Here is a 14,542-nt window from a genome sequence, read left to right on the forward strand (position 1 = left end):
GATGCCGTCCAACGGCCTTCACGCTAGACTGCGTCCGCGTCGCCCCCTCGGCGCCCGCGCATAAAGACAAAGATTACCCCATGGCCGACGCCACCAACGACACCGCTTCCGACGCATCGGGCCGCGACTATCGCGACACCGTCTTCCTGCCCGAGACGCCCTTCCCCATGCGGGGCGGGCTGCCCAAGAAGGAGCCGGAGATCATCGCCGCCTGGGGCGACCTGTACAGCCACCTGCGCGCCACGCGTCAGGCCCAGAAGGCGCCACTCTACGTCCTGCACGACGGCCCGCCCTACGCCAACGGCGACATCCATATCGGTCATGCCCTGAACAAGACGCTGAAGGACTTCGTGGTCCGCTCGCGCTTCCTGCTGGGCTACGACGTCGACTACGTCCCCGGCTGGGACTGCCACGGCCTGCCGATCGAGTGGAAGATCGAGGAGCAGTTCCGCGCCAAGGGCCGCCGCAAGGACGAGGTCTCCAAGTCGGAGTTCCGCAAGGCCTGCCGTGAATACGCCGCCGGCTGGATCGACGTGCAGCGCGATCAGTTCAAGCGCCTGGGCATCACCGGCGACTTCGACAACCGCTACGCCACCATGGACTTCACGACCGAGGCGGCCATCGTCGCCGAGTTCCACAAGTTCAAGAACTCGGGCCAGCTGTATCGCGGCTCCAAGCCGGTGATGTGGTCGCCGGTCGAGCGCACGGCCCTCGCGGATGCAGAAGTCGAGTATCACGACCACGTCTCGCCCACGATCTGGGTCAAGTTCCCGGTGGTCGGCGCGACCGACAGCCACCCGGACGACCTGCTGTCCTTCCGCGCCGCGACGCCGTCGATCGTCATCTGGACGACCACGCCCTGGACCATCCCGGCCAACCGCGCCATCAGCTACGGCCCCGAGATCGCCTATGGCCTGTACGAGGTCACGGCGCTGGAGGAGGGCCTGGACTATGAGCCCTGGGCCAAGCCGGGCGACCGCTTCATCATCGCCGACAAGCTGGCCGAGGACGTGTTCAAGGCCGCCAAGATCAGCGGCTTCACCCGCGTCGACGCCATCAACCCGTCGGGCCTGGAATGCGCCCACCCGCTGGCGGCGCTGGACTCGGGCTACGGCTTCTCGGTGCCGCTGCTGGCCGGCGACCATGTGACCGACGACGCCGGCACCGGCTTTGTCCACACCGCCCCCGGCCACGGCGCGGACGACTACGCCGTCTGGCAGGCTCACGGCCACCGCGAGGTGCCGGACACGGTCGACGCCGACGGCGCCTATTACGACCACGTCCCCCTGTTCGCCGGCCTCAAGGTGCTGGAGACCGAGGGCAAGAAGACCGGCAAGTTCGGCCCCGCCAACGGCGCGGTGATGGAAAAGCTGATCGAGGCGGGCGCCCTGCTGGCGCGCGGCCGGATGGAGCACTCCTATCCGCACTCGTGGCGCTCCAAGGCCCCGATCATCTTCCGCAACACGCCGCAGTGGTTCATCAGCATGGACGAGCACCTGGCGGACGGCGACACCCTGCGCGACAAGGCCCTGACGGCCATCGACGCCACCGCCTTCCACCCGGCGGCGGGCAAGAACCGCATCCGGAGCATGGTCGAGACCCGCCCCGACTGGCTGATCAGCCGTCAGCGCGCCTGGGGCACGCCGCTCGCCATGTTCGTGGACAAGCAGACCGGCCAGCCCCTGCATGACCCCGAGGTCGACGCCCGCATCCTGAAGGCCGTGTCCGAGGGCGGCGCCGACGCCTGGTTCGACCGTCCCGACGCCGACTTCCTGGGCGCGCACGACGCCGACCGCTACGAGAAGATCCAGGACATCCTCGACGTCTGGTTCGACTCGGGCTGCACTCACGCCTTCACGCTGGAAGCCCGCGACCCGGCCCACGGCTACACGGGCGACCGCCCGTCGCACTGGCCCGCCGACCTCTATCTGGAAGGCTCCGACCAGCACCGCGGCTGGTTCCAGTCCAACCTGCTGGAAGGCAGCGGCACGCGCGGCCGCGCCCCCTATGACGCCGTCCTGACCCACGGCTTCACCCAGGACGAGAACGGCGAGAAGATGTCGAAGTCGCGTGGCAACACCACCGACCCGGCCGTCGTCATCAAGGAGTCGGGCGCCGACATCCTGCGCCTGTGGGTCGCCCTGGTGGACTATGCCGAGGACCAGCGGATCGGGAAGCAGATCCTGCAGACCACGGTCGACGCCTATCGCAAGCTGCGCAACACGGTCCGCTATCTGCTGGGCGCCCTGAACGGCTTCGACGAGGCCGAACGCCTGCCCTACGACCAGATGCCGCCGCTGGAGCAGTTCATCCTGCACCGCCTGCATGAACTGGATGGTCAGGTGCGCGAGGCCTACCGCGACTATCGCTTCCAGGACGTGGTGCGTCCGGTGCTGGAGTTCTGCTCGGGCGACCTGTCGGCCCTCTATTTCGACGTGCGCAAGGACAGCCTCTACTGCGACCGTCCCGACAGCGTCCGCCGCCGCGCCGTGCGCACGGTGATGGACGAGGTCTTCAGCCGCCTGACCGCCTGGCTGGCCCCCCTGACGCCCTTCACCATGGAAGAGGCCTGGACGACGCGCTTCCCGGACGCCGGCAGCAACTGCGCGCGGGTGATCCCGGAAACGCCCGGCGAATGGCGCAACCCGGCCGAGGCCGAGCGTTGGGCGGGCGTCGAGACGGTACTGGAAGTCGTCAACGAGGCGCTCGAAGCCGCGCGTCGCGACAAACTGATCGGCGGCGCCCTGGACGCCTGGCCGGTGGTGACGGCCCCGGCTGAACTGCTGACCCCGTTCGACGGTCTGGACGCCGCCGAGGTCTTCCGCACCTCGGGCGCTGAACTCGTGGTCGGCGGCGACGCCGTCACCGTCGAGGTCAAGCTGGCCGACTATCCCAAGTGCGCCCGTTCCTGGCGCCGGGTGCCGGACGTCGGCTCGGACGCCGACTTCCCCGACCTCTCGGCCCGCGACGCCGACGCCGTCCGCTGGCTGGACGTGCAGAGGGCTTAAGGGATCAGGCCCCTTCGTTTCGACGGAGGGGCCTTTTTTCATGAATGGGTGTCAGAGGGCATCATGAAAGATCAGCCCCAGCGTCATCCGTTTGCCCGCGCGCACCGTGCTGACGCCGTGGCGCATCTGCACGCGATAGTCGCCGCGCGTGCCGGCGACGGGGCGTTCGCGCACGGCGAAGATCACCGCCTCGCCCTGTTTCAGCGGCACGACATGGGCCTGTGACTGCGACCGGGGCTTCTGCTCGACCAGGACGAACTCGCCGCCCGCGAACGCCGCCGGATCGCTGAGCAGGATGGCCGCCTGCAGCGGAAAGACCAGGTCACCATAGAGGTCCTGATGCAGCCGGTTGTAGTCGCCGGGGCCGTAGCGCAGCATCAGCGAGGTCGGCCGCGTCTGGCCCGCCGCCCGGCACTGGGCGGTCAACTCATCCAGGCTGTCGGGAAAGCCCGGTCGCTCCAGCCGCGCGGCCCAGTCGTTGGCGATCGGCGCCAGCCCCGCATAGAGCCGCGTCCGCAGTCGAGGCAGGGGATCGGGCAGGGGATTGGCGAAATACTGATACTCGCCCTGTCCAAAGCCGTGGCGCTGCATGACGATGCGGCTGCGAAACCGCTCGGGCTGGTCGTAGAGGGCTTGCAGGACCTCGCAGGTCGAGGGCGTCAGCAGCGGCCCGACCACGGCCCAGCCCCGGGCGTTCAGATCGTCGGCGATGCGGGGCCAGTCGAGCGTGTCGGTCATGGGCGTCATAGACGCCGGTCGAGGCGGCCTGTCTGGCGGCTTTCGGCCCTTCTTTCCTCCCCATTTCATGGGGAGGTGGCGCGGGCGCGCAGCGTCCGTGACGGAGGGGGCGGCGGGACGGCAGACATAGGGAGTGCTGAATAGGAGACGGCGGCGTCGCCCCCTCCACCACTTCGTGGTCCCCCTCCCCACGCGTGGGGAGGAAAGAAGCTAGAACCGGCGGCGCTGCTCGGCGGACTTCAGCGTCGAGCGGACGAACTCGACCGGCGGGTCGGTCTCGGCCAGGACGGCTTCCTTTATGGCGCGGGGCTCGCCGAACAGGTGGCCCTGGCCCATGCCGACGTCCAGTTCGAGGATGTCGACGACCTGTTTCTCGCTCTCGACCTTCTCGGCGATCAGCTCCAAGCCGTAGCGGCGGGTCAGGGGCGCGAAGTCGGCCGCCTGGATGTCGGGCTGGGTGGCTAGCGGGGCGGCCCCGTCCAGATCCAGAAGCTGTTCGATCAGCAGGTCGGCCGCGACCTTGATGAAGCGCACGTCCGAGCGTTGCAGGTCGGCGAAGTCCAGATCCAGGGTCTGCACCTTGTCGATGGAGAAGCGGAAGCCCAGGTCGGCCAGCTTGGCCATGTTGCGGGCTTCGGACGCGCCGCGTGCCTCGAAGGTCGCCTGACCCAGCTCGAAGATCAGGGCGTCCTTCAGGTCGCGGTTCTGGCTGAGGAAGTCGAGGAACTGCGGGAAAAAGGTCTCGTCGCCCAGCGAGGCGAGGGAGATGTTGCAGAAGACCCCGACCTTGCGGTCCTGACGCGCCAGACGGCGCACGATCTGGGCGCAGCGGAACAGCAGCAGGTTGTCGATGGCGGGCAGCAGGCCCTCGCCCTCGGCCACCGACAGGTATTCGGCCGGCATCATGACCCGGTTGGACGGGTCGCGCAGGCGGGTGAAGCTCTCGTAGAAGACGGTGCGGCGCTGCGGCAGGGTGACGACCGGCTGCAGATAGAGGTCGATGCGGTTTTCCGTCAGAGCGTCGTGGACGGTCTTGAGCAGGGTGTTCGACTGGACCTGACGGCGGCCCTCATAGGTGTCGGCGGTGATCGGCGAGGAGGCCAGACGCTCGTCGATCGAATCGCTCATCTGCTGGACCAGGCCCTCCAGCATCCGCACCTCGCCGGTCAGGGCCTCGGTGCGCGTCAGGGCGCCGCTCTCGATGGCTTCGGCCAGTTCGGTCAGGGCGCCCTGGGTCGACTCCATCGCGTCGGCCAGCAGACGGTGCGCCTCGCGAACCTTGGCGACTTCCTTGCGCAGGGCGCGGCGGTCCAGAACTCCAGCGACCACGGCGTGCAGCCCGATCAGAAGCCCGAGCGCGCCGAGCACGCCGGCGGCGCCCGCGCCCGCGCCCATACCGGCGCGCCAGATCGCCGCCCCGATGGTCAGGGACAGGAACAGGTAGCCGAAGAACAGAAAACCGCCGGTAATCTTGCGCATGGGACCGGTGTTAAGCCGCCTTTCCCTTATAGAATCGGCCGAGTATCGGTCTAACTAGAGGTAACGGCTAGGGTTGGGGCGCAGAAAACCCGCCCCAAGGGAGGTTAACGCATGGAATTGTTCGATCTGAGCGGCAAGGTCGCGGTCATCACCGGCTCCTCCAAGGGCATCGGCAAGGCCATCGCCGAACGTCTGGCCGAGCACGGCGCCCGCGTCGTCATCTCCTCGCGCAAGACCGGGCCGTGCGACGAGGTCGCTGCCGCCATCAACGAAAAGCACGGCGCGGGCCGCGCCATCGCCATCCCCGCCAACATCGCCTCCAAGGAAGACCTGCAGCGTCTGACGGACGAGACCAACAGCGCCTTCGGCCAGATCGACATCCTGGTCTGCAACGCCGCGACCAACCCCTACGCCGGGCCGATGGCGGGCATCAATGACGACCAGTTCGAGAAGATTCTTCAGAACAACGTCATCTCCAACCACTGGCTGATCCAGATGGTCGCGCCGCAGATGCTGGCGCGCAAGGACGGGGCGATCCTGATCATCTCGTCCATCGGCGGGCTTCGTGGCAACGCCCTGATCGGCGCCTACAACATCTCCAAGGCCGCCGACATGCAGCTGGCGCGCAATCTGGCGGTCGAGTTCGGCCCGTCGAACGTGCGCGTGAACTGCATCGCCCCGGGCCTGGTCCAGACCGACTTCGCCAAATACCTGTGGGAGAACCCGGAGCTGCTGAAGACCGTCACCGAACCCGCCCCGCTGAAAAGGATCGGTCAGCCTGATGAAATCGCGGGCACGGCGGTCTATCTGTGCAGCCCTGCCTCGGCCTATGTGACCGGGCAGACCCTTGTGGTGGACGGCGGACTGACGATTGCCTGGTGACGACGAGAAGAAGATCGGGTTTTTCCAGGACCTGAACTGGCGGCTCGAGGCGGCGGCCTTCTCGGCGCTGTTCGCCTTCCTGCGGGCGCTGGGCGTCGAGGGGGCCTCCGGCTTCGGCGGCAAGCTGTTGCGTTGGCTGGGCCCGCTGACGGGCACGCACAAGACGGTGACGCGCAACCTGCGAATCGCCTTCCCCGACATGGACGCCGCCGAGCGCGAGCGTCTGGCCGTGGATCAGTGGGAGCAGACGGGCCGGACCTTCGCCGAACTGGCGGTCATGGATCGCCTGACGCCGGAGAGCGGCCGGATCGACGTGGTCGGCCTAGAACGGCTGCACGCGGTGCGCGACAGCGGCAAGCCCGTGGTCCTGATTTCGGGCCACCTGGCCAATTTCGAGGTCATGGCGGCGGTCATCATGGCGGCGGGCGTGCCGTGTCAGGTGACCTATCGCGCGGCCAACAACCCCTATGTCGACGCCCTGATCCGCCAGAGCCGCGAGCGCTACGGCATCAAGCTGTTCGCGCCCAAGGGCGACGGCACGCGCGAGCTGATGGCCGGCATGAAGCGCGGCGAATCCATCGCCCTGCTGGTCGACCAGAAATACAATCAGGGGCCGGAGGTCGAGTTCTTCGGCCAGCCGGTCAACGCCTCGCCCGGCGCGGCAAGACTGGCGCTGAAGTTCGGTACGGTGATGCAGCCGCTGTCGGTGACGCGCCTGCCGGGCGTGCGTTTCCGCGTGACGGCGCACGAACCGATCGCCGTGCCGGATACGGGCGACAAGGCCGCCGATGTTCTGGCCGGCATTCAGGCCGTGAACCGTTTCGTCGAGGACCGCGTGAAGGAACATCCGGTGGACTGGTTCTGGGTCCACAAGCGCTGGCCGGCGAAGGTCTATGAGGCGCTGAAGGCGTCCGAGGCCTAATCGATCACGGCGTCGCTGGCCCGGCGGAACGGCCCGGCATAGTTCTCCGGCTGGGTGCGGCGGCGGTCGGGTCCGAAATACTGGCCGCCTCTGATGAAGGCGCGCGGCCGCATGATCACCGCCTCGATCCGCGCCAGAAGGGCGGGCGCGTTGACCGGCTTGGTCACGAACTCGGTGACCCCGGCGTCGCGGGCTTCGGTGACGCGGCGGCGCTCAGAATGGCCCGTCATCATGATGATCGGCAGATAGGGGTTGGGGCTGTCCTCTGCGTTGCGGATCAGCTGGGTGAAAGTCACCCCGTCGATCGGCAGCATCCGGAAATCGACGATGGCCATGTCGGCCGGGCGCGCTTTCAGCGCCTCGAGCGCGGCCGCGCCGTCATCGACCTCACGTACTCGCCCCACGCCCACGGACTTCAGCATGGCCGAGACGATGGCCCGCATGTTCGGATTGTCGTCGGCGAGCAGGATGTCGAGCGATTGCAGGGCGGACATGGAAAATACGACGCGATCTGACAGGCGGCGGGAAGATTGGACGGATATCAGGCGTCGCGCGCGGCGGCCATGAATTCCAGCGGGCTGGCGTAGGCTTCCTGTCGCTCGACGGACCAGTAGCGAAGGGCGGCCAGAGGAATCGGCACGCCGCTAACAGCGCAGGTCACATAGGCACCGGGGCGCAGCACGGCGAATTCGCCGTCGCCGTAGTGCAGCGTGGCGGGCGAAGGCGAAACAGGCGGAGAAACAGGCGGCGTCATGGGCCGATGATAGGCACGGCTTGGCGCGCGAGACGAGGGGCGAATCGCTGTCATCTGAAAACAAGTCGATGACAGGAGCCGCCCATGACCCGTTCACACGCCCTTCTGGCCGCCCTGGCTCTGGCGGCGACCCTGACGGGCTCGCCCATCGCGGCGCAAACGGGCGAAACCCGGCCGACGATTCGCGATCTGGGCCGGACGCCCGGCGTCCTGTCGCCGGGGCCGCTGAACGCCATCACCGATGTGGCGGGCGTGCGGGTGGGGCAGGTCACGCTGCGGCGCGGCGACAGCATCCGCACGGGCGTCACCGCCGTCCTGCCGCACGGCGGCGACCTGTTCCGCGACAAGGTTCCGGCGGGGCTGTCGGTGGCCAACGGCTTCGGCAAGCTGGCGGGCGCGACCCAGATTCGCGAACTGGGCGAGATCGAGACGCCCATCGTCCTGACCAACACCCTGTCGGTGGCGCGCGGCGTCGACGGTGTGCTGGACTGGACGCTGAAACAGCCGGGGCATGAGGACATCCGCTCGGTCAACGCCGTGGTGGGCGAGACCAACGACGGCGGGCTGAACGACATCCGCGCCCGCGTCGTCACCGCCGCCGACGTGGTGCGGGCCATTGAAACGGCGACGAGCGGCCCGGTCGAGCAGGGCGCGGTCGGCGCCGGGACGGGCACCATCGCCTTCGGCTTCAAGGGCGGCATCGGCACCAGTTCGCGCCAGCTGCCCGACAGCCTGGGCGGCTTCACCGTGGGGGTGCTGGTACAGTCCAACTTCGGCGGGGTGCTGAGCATGGACGGGACGCCCGTCGGGGTGCCGCTGGGCCGCTATTTCCTGCGTCAGGAGGTCGAGGCCGAGCGCGCCGACGGCTCCATCATGATCGTGATCGCCACCGACGCGCCCCTGTCGGACCGTAATCTGGAGCGGCTGGCGGATCGCGCCTTCGCCGGTCTGGCGCGGACGGGGGCGGCCTTCTCGAACGGGTCCGGCGACTACGCCGTCGCCTTCTCCACGGCCGAGGGCGTGCGGCGGACGCCGGAGCGGCGGGCTGACGTGACGACCGTGGCGGACTGGCCCAACGACCGCATGTCGCCCCTGTTCGTCGCCGTGGCCGAGGCGACCGAGGAGGCCATCCTCAACTCCCTGCTGAAGGCGGAGACCACGACCTCGGTCATCGACGGCAAGCCGGTGACGGTCGAGGCGCTGGACGTCGAGGCGGTGAAGGGGCTGCTGGCGGCAGGTCGCTAACGCTTCATCCCCGCTCATCCCGGCGGACGCCGGGATCCAGTGAGAGCCATGCGCTCCGCAATCTGAAGCCTTCTGCGGGAATTCCAGGCGCTGAAATTGAAGCCAAAGCACTGGATCCCGGCGTCGGCCGGGATGAGCGGATATTTCAGGCTAGAACAGGTCGCCCTGACCGGCTGCCGGCGGTTTCGGACGCGGCGCCGGCTTGGGCGCGGGCGGGGCGACGGGCCGAGACGCGGCCCCCTCGCCATCAATCGTCGCGCCCTTGGCGCCGTCGCCGAAGACGATGCGCACCGCCTGGCCGGGCGACAGGGCGGCGGCGGAGGCGATCATGGCCCCCGCCGCGTCCTCGATGCGGGCGAAGCCGGGCTTGGGCCGTTTGGGGTCCAGCGTGGCCAGGGCTCGCGACAGGGCGGCCAGCCGGGTCTCGTCGCGGTCCAGCCGGCGCTTCATGGCCGGGGCGAAGCGGTCGGCATAGGCGGCCAGCCGGTCGCCGCGGCGTTCGATGGCGCGGTCCAGCAGCCCCTTGGACAGACGTCCGCCGACGACCGCCAGCTGGCGTTCGTGCACGGCGACGTTGCGGTGCAGGCCCGAGCCCAGACGGCTGGCGGCGTGGTCGAGGCGTTGCTGCGGCAGGGCCAGCAGGTCCTCGGGCCGGGCGGGCAGGCCGCGCGCGGCGGCGCGCAGACGGGTGCGACGGTCCTCCAGCAGGCGCGAACCGGCGCGCGCCAGACGGCCTTCCAGATCGGTCAGGGCCCAGCGCAGGTCGGCCAGGACCGGGGTGGCGATTTCGGCGGCGCCGGTCGGGGTGGGCGCCCGGCGGTCGGAGACGAAGTCGATCAGGGTGGTGTCGGTCTCGTGCCCGACGGCCGAGATGATGGGGATGCGGGCCTCGGCCACGGTGCGGGCCAGGGCCTCGTCGTTGAAGCACCACAGGTCCTCGACCGAGCCGCCGCCGCGCGCGACGATCAGCAGGTCGGGGCGGGGGATCGGCCCGTCAGACCGCATGGCGTCAAAGCCGCGAATGGCGTTCGTCACCTGACCGCTTGCGGCGTCGCCTTGCACCACGACCGGCCAGACGATGACGCGGCAGGGCCAGCGCTCGGCGATGCGGTGCAGGATGTCGCGGATCACGGCCCCGGTCGGGCTGGTGATGACGCCGATGGTCGCCGGGAAGCTCGGCAGGGGCTTCTTGCGGCTCGGCTCGAACAGACCCTCGTCGCGCAGGCGCGCCTTCAGCCGCTCCAGCTGGGCCAGCAGGGCGCCTGCGCCCGCCGGCTCCATGCTCTCGATGACGATCTGATAGGACGACCGGGCGGGGTAGGAGGTGATCTTGCCGGTGACGATGACTTCCAGGCCGCTTTCCGGCTGGGCGCCCAGACCCTTGACCACGCCCTTCCAGATGACGCCGTCGATGGCCGCCTTGTCGTCCTTCAGCGTCAGATAGACGTGGCCCGAGGCGTGGCGGTTCACCTTGGAGATCTCGCCGCGCAGGCGGACATGGCCGAAGCGGTCCTCCAGCGTGCGTTTCAGCGCGAAGCTGAGTTCCGAGATCGACAGGGGCGGATTGTTGTCGCGGGCGGCGGCCGGCGCCTCGGCGGGCCCTTCGAAAGCATAGTCGTCGTCGGAGATCATGAAGGCATCTTAGCCTCTGCCGCGCGCGGCGGGAACGGGGCGCGGACCCGGCCGTTAGCGGAGCCATGGAGCCCGCCGATCCCCCCGGAACCGATCCCGCCGAACGCGCGCCGCGCGAGGATGACCTGTCGCGTCGCAGCAACGCCCCGGCCGTCAGCCCCTGGCTGGCGGTGTTCGTCATCCTGCTGCTGGGCCTGCTCATCTATGTCGGCCTGGCCCTCCTTTAGGCCGCTAACCCTTTCCCCCGCTTGACCCGGACGGCCGGGGCGGTCATTGCGCCCGTATGAACATTCTGCTCGTCGGATCCGGAGGGCGTGAACACGCCCTGGCCTGGAAGATCGCCCAGTCGCCGCTGGTCACGCGGCTCGTCGCCGCGCCCGGCAATCCCGGCATGGCGAAGCACGCCGAGCTGCGGCCCGACCTGAAGGCGACCGACGCCGAGGGCCTGGCCGCCCTGGCCCGCGAGATGAAGGCGGACCTGGTGGTGGTCGGCCCCGAATCGGCCTTGGCCGAGGGCCTGGCCGACCGTCTGAACGCGGCGGGGATTCCCTGCTTTGGCCCCACCGCCAAGGCGGCGCAGCTGGAAACCTCCAAGGCCTTCTCCAAGGCCTTCCTGCAACGGCACGGCATCCCGACGGCGGGCTACGGCGTCTACGAGGACGTGGCCTTGGCCAAGGCGGCGCTGAACCAGTATTCGGCCCCCTATGTCATCAAGGCCGACGGGTTGGCGGCGGGCAAGGGCGTGGCCATCAGCCCCGACAGGCAGGACGCCGAAGCCGAGATCGAGCGGATGCTGGGCGGACGCTTCGGCTCGGCCGGGTCGCGCGTGGTGATCGAGGAGTTCATGGACGGCGAGGAGGGCTCGCTGTTCGCCCTGTGCGACGGCCAGCGCGCCGTCCTGTTCGGCGGGGCCCAGGACCACAAGCGCGCCTTTGACGGCGACATGGGTCCGAACACGGGCGGCATGGGCGCCTATTCGCCCGCCCCGGTCTTCACCCCCGAACTGGTGCAGCAGGCCGACGAGCGCGTGGTCCAGCCGACCATCCGCATGATGGCCGCCGAGGGTGCCCCCTATCGCGGCGTCCTCTACGCCGGTCTGATGGCGACGAACGAAGGCCCCAAGGTGGTCGAGTTCAACGCCCGCTTCGGCGACCCGGAATGCCAGGTGCTGATGATGCGCTTCGACGGCGACATCGTGCCGCTGCTGCTGGCCTGCGCGCGCGGCGACCTGTCGAAGGCGCCCGCGCCCCGGTTCAAGGACGGCGTGGTCATCACCGTGGTCCTGGCCGCCAAGGGCTATCCCGACAGCCCGCTGGAAGGCTCGGTCATTCGCGGCGCCGATCAGGACTTCGGTCCCCACGTCCAGGTCTTCCATGCCGGAACGCGCAAGCGTGACGACGGCGCCCTGGTCGCGGCGGGCGGTCGTGTGCTGAACGTCTGCGCCTATGGCGCGGACATCGCCGAGGCGCGCGCGCGGGCCTATGAAGCCATCGCCAAGATCGACTGGCCGGGCGGTTTCCACCGCAGCGACATCGGCTGGCGGGCGCTGGAGCCGCGTTAAGCGGCTCAAAGAAGGATGGAGCCGCGCTAAGCGGCGGCTGGAGAAATGGAGCCGCGCCAAGCGGCTCCGCAAAGGCTTAGGCCATGGCGAACAGCAGCCGGCCCTCGCCCATGCGTTCGCGCAGGGGCGCCAGGTCGGCGTGGGACACCGAGAAGCAGCCGTAAGAGCGGCCCAGCTTGCCTTCGCGGGCCAGGAAGGCCGGGTCGGCGTAATCGGCGCCGTGGATGATGATGGCCCGCTCGCGCGCCCGGTTGTTGGAATACTCCAACCCGTCCAGCAGGACGTTCGGACCCTGCTGCGAGCCCCAACTGGCCCCCGCCGTGGCGAAGGCGCCGATCGACGACATGTGGCTGTTCATCTCGTTCGAGAAGCGCTGGGCGAAGCCCGAGTGCGCCGGGTCCGAGCCGCGGCCGTGGCTGGTGCGATAGGCCGTGACCCAGCCGCCTTCCAGATCGACCTCGTAGAAGCGGTCCTCGCCCGAGAACTTCTGGAAATCGACCAGATACATCCGGTCGCGCTTGCTGATCTTGTGACCGTGGGTGTCCAGCGCGGCGCGGGCGCGCTCCATCAGGTCCTTGCGGACGACGCCGTGCGGGTCGATGGCGGGGCCGGTCGTCTTGGCCACGGAAACGGGCTGCGCCGTGGTCGGGACCGGAACGACGGGGAGGCTGGCAGGCGCGGCGCCGGCGAGCTGGAGGTTGCTGGTCGAAGCGGCGGAGGAACATCCCGCCAGCAGGGCCGAACCGCCCAAGATCAAGCCACGTCTGGAAAGCCGCATGCGACGCCCCTCGCACGATTTAAACAACTGTGACGGCTTGTTTCACAAAGCCCCGTAACGACGCAACCTGAGCCTTGGCGAAAGCCGCCGACCCGCTAAGGTGACGCCAGTAGTTCTGGGAGGGACCGATGAAGAAACTGGCTCTGATTGTGACCGCTGCCGTTCTGGCGGCCACGTCCGCACAGGCGCAACAAGCCCCTGCGGCCCCTTCGGTTTCCGCCGAACAGCCGACGACGTTCGTTCAAGTGGGGCGGCTTTTGGCCGATCCGGCCAGCGGCCGGGTGCTGCGCGATAAAACTCTCGTGATCAGAGGGAACCAGGTCGTCGAAATCCGCGACGGCTTCGTCGGCGACGGCAAGGTGGTCGATCTGCGTAGCGCCTTCGTCCTGCCCGGACTGATCGACAGCCATGTCCATTTGACCAGCCAGCAGAGCCCGACCTCGCGTCTGGACAATGTGACGGAGTCCGAGGCCACCCAGGCCATGATCGGCGCCCGCTACGCTCGCCGCACCCTGAACGCCGGCTTCACCACGGTCGCCGACCTGGGGGCCAGCAACGAGGCCATCTTCGCCCTGCGCGACGCGGTGCGGCGCGGCGACGTGCCGGGGCCGCGCATCATCGCTTCGGGTTCGGCGGTGTCGGTGCACGGCGGGCACGGCGACATCAACGGCTATTGTGAGGACATCATGCATGTCCTGTCGCCGGAAAGCGTCTGCTCGGGCGTCGAGGACTGCATGAGGGCCGTGCGCCTTCAGGTCCGCAGCGGCGCCGACATCATCAAGATCACCGCCACCGGGGGCGTCCTGTCCAATACGGCGGCGGGTCTGGCCCAGCAGTTCAGCGAGGACGAACTGGCCGCCATCGTCGCCTCGGCGCATCGGATGGGGCGTCAGGTCACGGCCCACGCCCACGGCGTCGACGGCATCAACGCATTCCTGAAGGCCGGCGGCGATTCCATCGAACACGGCACCTATCTGGACGACGAGTCCATGCGGCTGTTCAAGTCGCACGGCGCCTGGCTGGTGCCGACCCTGATGGCGGGCGACTTCGTGGCGCGCGTGGCCGCCAGCCCTGACAACTTCTTCAGCCCTGCCCAGACGGCCAAGGCGCTGGAGGCTGGTCCCAAGATGCTGGACATGGCGCGCCGCGCCCATGACGGCGGCGTCCGCATCGCCTTCGGCACCGACTCCGGCGTCTCGGCCCACGGCGACAACGCCCGGGAGTTCGCCCTTCTGGTTCGCGCCGGCCTGACCCCGCTGGAGGCCATTCAGGCCGCCACCGTCGGCGCCGCCGAGCACCTGAAGATCTCGAACGAGGCCGGTCGTCTGGCGGCGGGGATGCCCGCCGACCTGATCGCCGTCTCGGGCGATCCGCTGAGCGACGTGACGGAGCTGCAGCGCGTGCGCTTCGTGATGAAGGGCGGGCAGGTCTTCCGCGCCGACTAAGTCCTTCTCCCCTTGCGGGAGAAGGTGGCCCGCGTCAGCGGGTCGGATGAGGGGTTTCTGGCGGTTGAATAAAGGGGGCGTTGGCAAGCGCGGCGCGA

General features: G+C 68.9%; 13 protein-coding genes. 7 read left to right on the top strand and 6 right to left on the bottom strand.

Translation table 11 applies throughout. The annotated features are described in order from the left end of the window. Nucleotides 1-80 precede the first annotated feature (80 nt). Nucleotides 81-3,008, top strand: a complete 2,928-nt coding sequence (gene ileS / locus ACREEF_RS02025) for an isoleucine--tRNA ligase (RefSeq protein ID WP_431563946.1) — start codon at nucleotides 81-83, stop codon at nucleotides 3,006-3,008. A gap of 51 nt (nucleotides 3,009-3,059) precedes the next feature. Here ileS and ACREEF_RS02030 read toward each other — a convergent pair whose 3' ends face one another. Together ACREEF_RS02030 and ACREEF_RS02035 are read right to left on the bottom strand one after the other, a co-directional pair. Then, nucleotides 3,060-3,755 (bottom strand): 2OG-Fe(II) oxygenase, encoded by a 696-nt coding sequence (locus tag ACREEF_RS02030; protein ID WP_431563947.1) that lies wholly within the window; start codon nucleotides 3,753-3,755, stop codon nucleotides 3,060-3,062. 201 nt (nucleotides 3,756-3,956) lie between these two features. Next, complete coding sequence (locus ACREEF_RS02035) at nucleotides 3,957-5,225, bottom strand: EAL domain-containing protein (protein WP_431563948.1); 1,269 nt, start codon at nucleotides 5,223-5,225, stop codon at nucleotides 3,957-3,959. A gap of 111 nt (nucleotides 5,226-5,336) precedes the next feature. On the opposite strand from ACREEF_RS02035, the gene ACREEF_RS02040 reads away from it, so the two are divergent. Both ACREEF_RS02040 and ACREEF_RS02045 read left to right on the top strand, forming a co-directional pair. Continuing rightward, nucleotides 5,337-6,107 carry an SDR family NAD(P)-dependent oxidoreductase gene (locus ACREEF_RS02040; protein WP_431563949.1) on the top strand — a complete coding sequence of 257 codons (771 nt, stop codon included), beginning with the start codon at nucleotides 5,337-5,339 and terminating at the stop codon, nucleotides 6,105-6,107. Then, nucleotides 6,097-7,029 (top strand): lysophospholipid acyltransferase family protein, encoded by a 933-nt coding sequence (locus ACREEF_RS02045; RefSeq protein ID WP_431563950.1) that lies wholly within the window; start codon nucleotides 6,097-6,099, stop codon nucleotides 7,027-7,029. The genes ACREEF_RS02040 and ACREEF_RS02045 overlap by 11 nt, the downstream gene beginning before the upstream one ends. Here ACREEF_RS02045 and ACREEF_RS02050 read toward each other — a convergent pair. Both ACREEF_RS02050 and ACREEF_RS02055 read right to left on the bottom strand, forming a co-directional pair. Beyond that, complete coding sequence (locus ACREEF_RS02050; RefSeq protein ID WP_431563951.1) at nucleotides 7,026-7,523, bottom strand: response regulator; 498 nt, start codon at nucleotides 7,521-7,523, stop codon at nucleotides 7,026-7,028. The genes ACREEF_RS02045 and ACREEF_RS02050 overlap by 4 nt on opposite strands. 47 nt (nucleotides 7,524-7,570) lie before the next feature. Beyond that, nucleotides 7,571-7,783 (bottom strand): DUF2093 domain-containing protein, encoded by a 213-nt coding sequence (locus ACREEF_RS02055; protein WP_431563952.1) that lies wholly within the window; start codon nucleotides 7,781-7,783, stop codon nucleotides 7,571-7,573. A gap of 84 nt (nucleotides 7,784-7,867) precedes the next feature. Here ACREEF_RS02055 and ACREEF_RS02060 point away from each other — a divergent pair, with 84 nt between their 5' ends. Then, nucleotides 7,868-9,028: a P1 family peptidase gene (locus ACREEF_RS02060; protein ID WP_431563953.1), complete on the top strand. Its 1,161-nt coding sequence runs from the start codon at nucleotides 7,868-7,870 to the stop codon at nucleotides 9,026-9,028. A gap of 150 nt (nucleotides 9,029-9,178) precedes the next feature. Here the strand turns inward: ACREEF_RS02060 and xseA are convergent, their stop codons facing one another. Further along, complete coding sequence (gene xseA, locus ACREEF_RS02065; RefSeq protein ID WP_431563954.1) at nucleotides 9,179-10,660, bottom strand: exodeoxyribonuclease VII large subunit; 1,482 nt, start codon at nucleotides 10,658-10,660, stop codon at nucleotides 9,179-9,181. Nucleotides 10,661-10,725: 65 nt separating this feature from the next. Here xseA and ACREEF_RS02070 point away from each other — a divergent pair, with 65 nt between their 5' ends. Both ACREEF_RS02070 and purD read left to right on the top strand, forming a co-directional pair. After that, complete coding sequence (locus ACREEF_RS02070; RefSeq protein ID WP_431563955.1) at nucleotides 10,726-10,887, top strand: hypothetical protein; 162 nt, start codon at nucleotides 10,726-10,728, stop codon at nucleotides 10,885-10,887. 56 nt (nucleotides 10,888-10,943) lie between these two features. Then, the gene (purD, locus tag ACREEF_RS02075) at nucleotides 10,944-12,221 is read left to right on the top strand and encodes a phosphoribosylamine--glycine ligase (protein WP_431563956.1); all 1,278 of its coding nucleotides are present in this window, start codon (nucleotides 10,944-10,946) and stop codon (nucleotides 12,219-12,221) included. A 76-nt stretch (nucleotides 12,222-12,297) separates the two neighbouring features. Here purD and ACREEF_RS02080 read toward each other — a convergent pair whose 3' ends face one another. Beyond that, on the bottom strand, nucleotides 12,298-12,846 hold the full coding sequence (locus tag ACREEF_RS02080) for a murein L,D-transpeptidase catalytic domain-containing protein (protein ID WP_431563957.1): 549 nt from the start codon (nucleotides 12,844-12,846) through the stop codon (nucleotides 12,298-12,300). A gap of 281 nt (nucleotides 12,847-13,127) precedes the next feature. On the opposite strand from ACREEF_RS02080, the gene ACREEF_RS02085 reads away from it, so the two are divergent. After that, entirely contained in the window at nucleotides 13,128-14,444 is a 1,317-nt protein-coding gene (locus ACREEF_RS02085) for an amidohydrolase family protein (protein ID WP_431563958.1), read from the top strand. Nucleotides 14,445-14,542 lie beyond the last annotated feature (98 nt).

This window comes from Brevundimonas sp., from assembly GCF_050729455.1.
GTDB lineage: Bacteria > Pseudomonadota > Alphaproteobacteria > Caulobacterales > Caulobacteraceae > Brevundimonas.

What these genes read in the sequence shown, in the direction of transcription:
- ileS (WP_431563946.1), top strand. Translation starts at nt 81, where the DNA reads ATGGCCGACGCCACCAACGACACCGCTTCCGACGCATCGGGCCGCGAC.
- ACREEF_RS02030 (WP_431563947.1), bottom strand. Translation starts at nt 3,755, where the DNA reads ATGACGCCCATGACCGACACGCTCGACTGGCCCCGCATCGCCGACGAT.
- ACREEF_RS02035 (WP_431563948.1), bottom strand. Translation starts at nt 5,225, where the DNA reads ATGCGCAAGATTACCGGCGGTTTTCTGTTCTTCGGCTACCTGTTCCTG.
- ACREEF_RS02040 (WP_431563949.1), top strand. Translation starts at nt 5,337, where the DNA reads ATGGAATTGTTCGATCTGAGCGGCAAGGTCGCGGTCATCACCGGCTCC.
- ACREEF_RS02050 (WP_431563951.1), bottom strand. Translation starts at nt 7,523, where the DNA reads ATGTCCGCCCTGCAATCGCTCGACATCCTGCTCGCCGACGACAATCCG.
- ACREEF_RS02055 (WP_431563952.1), bottom strand. Translation starts at nt 7,783, where the DNA reads ATGACGCCGCCTGTTTCTCCGCCTGTTTCGCCTTCGCCCGCCACGCTG.
- ACREEF_RS02060 (WP_431563953.1), top strand. Translation starts at nt 7,868, where the DNA reads ATGACCCGTTCACACGCCCTTCTGGCCGCCCTGGCTCTGGCGGCGACC.
- xseA (WP_431563954.1), bottom strand. Translation starts at nt 10,660, where the DNA reads ATGATCTCCGACGACGACTATGCTTTCGAAGGGCCCGCCGAGGCGCCG.
- ACREEF_RS02070 (WP_431563955.1), top strand. Translation starts at nt 10,726, where the DNA reads ATGGAGCCCGCCGATCCCCCCGGAACCGATCCCGCCGAACGCGCGCCG.
- purD (WP_431563956.1), top strand. Translation starts at nt 10,944, where the DNA reads ATGAACATTCTGCTCGTCGGATCCGGAGGGCGTGAACACGCCCTGGCC.
- ACREEF_RS02085 (WP_431563958.1), top strand. Translation starts at nt 13,128, where the DNA reads ATGAAGAAACTGGCTCTGATTGTGACCGCTGCCGTTCTGGCGGCCACG.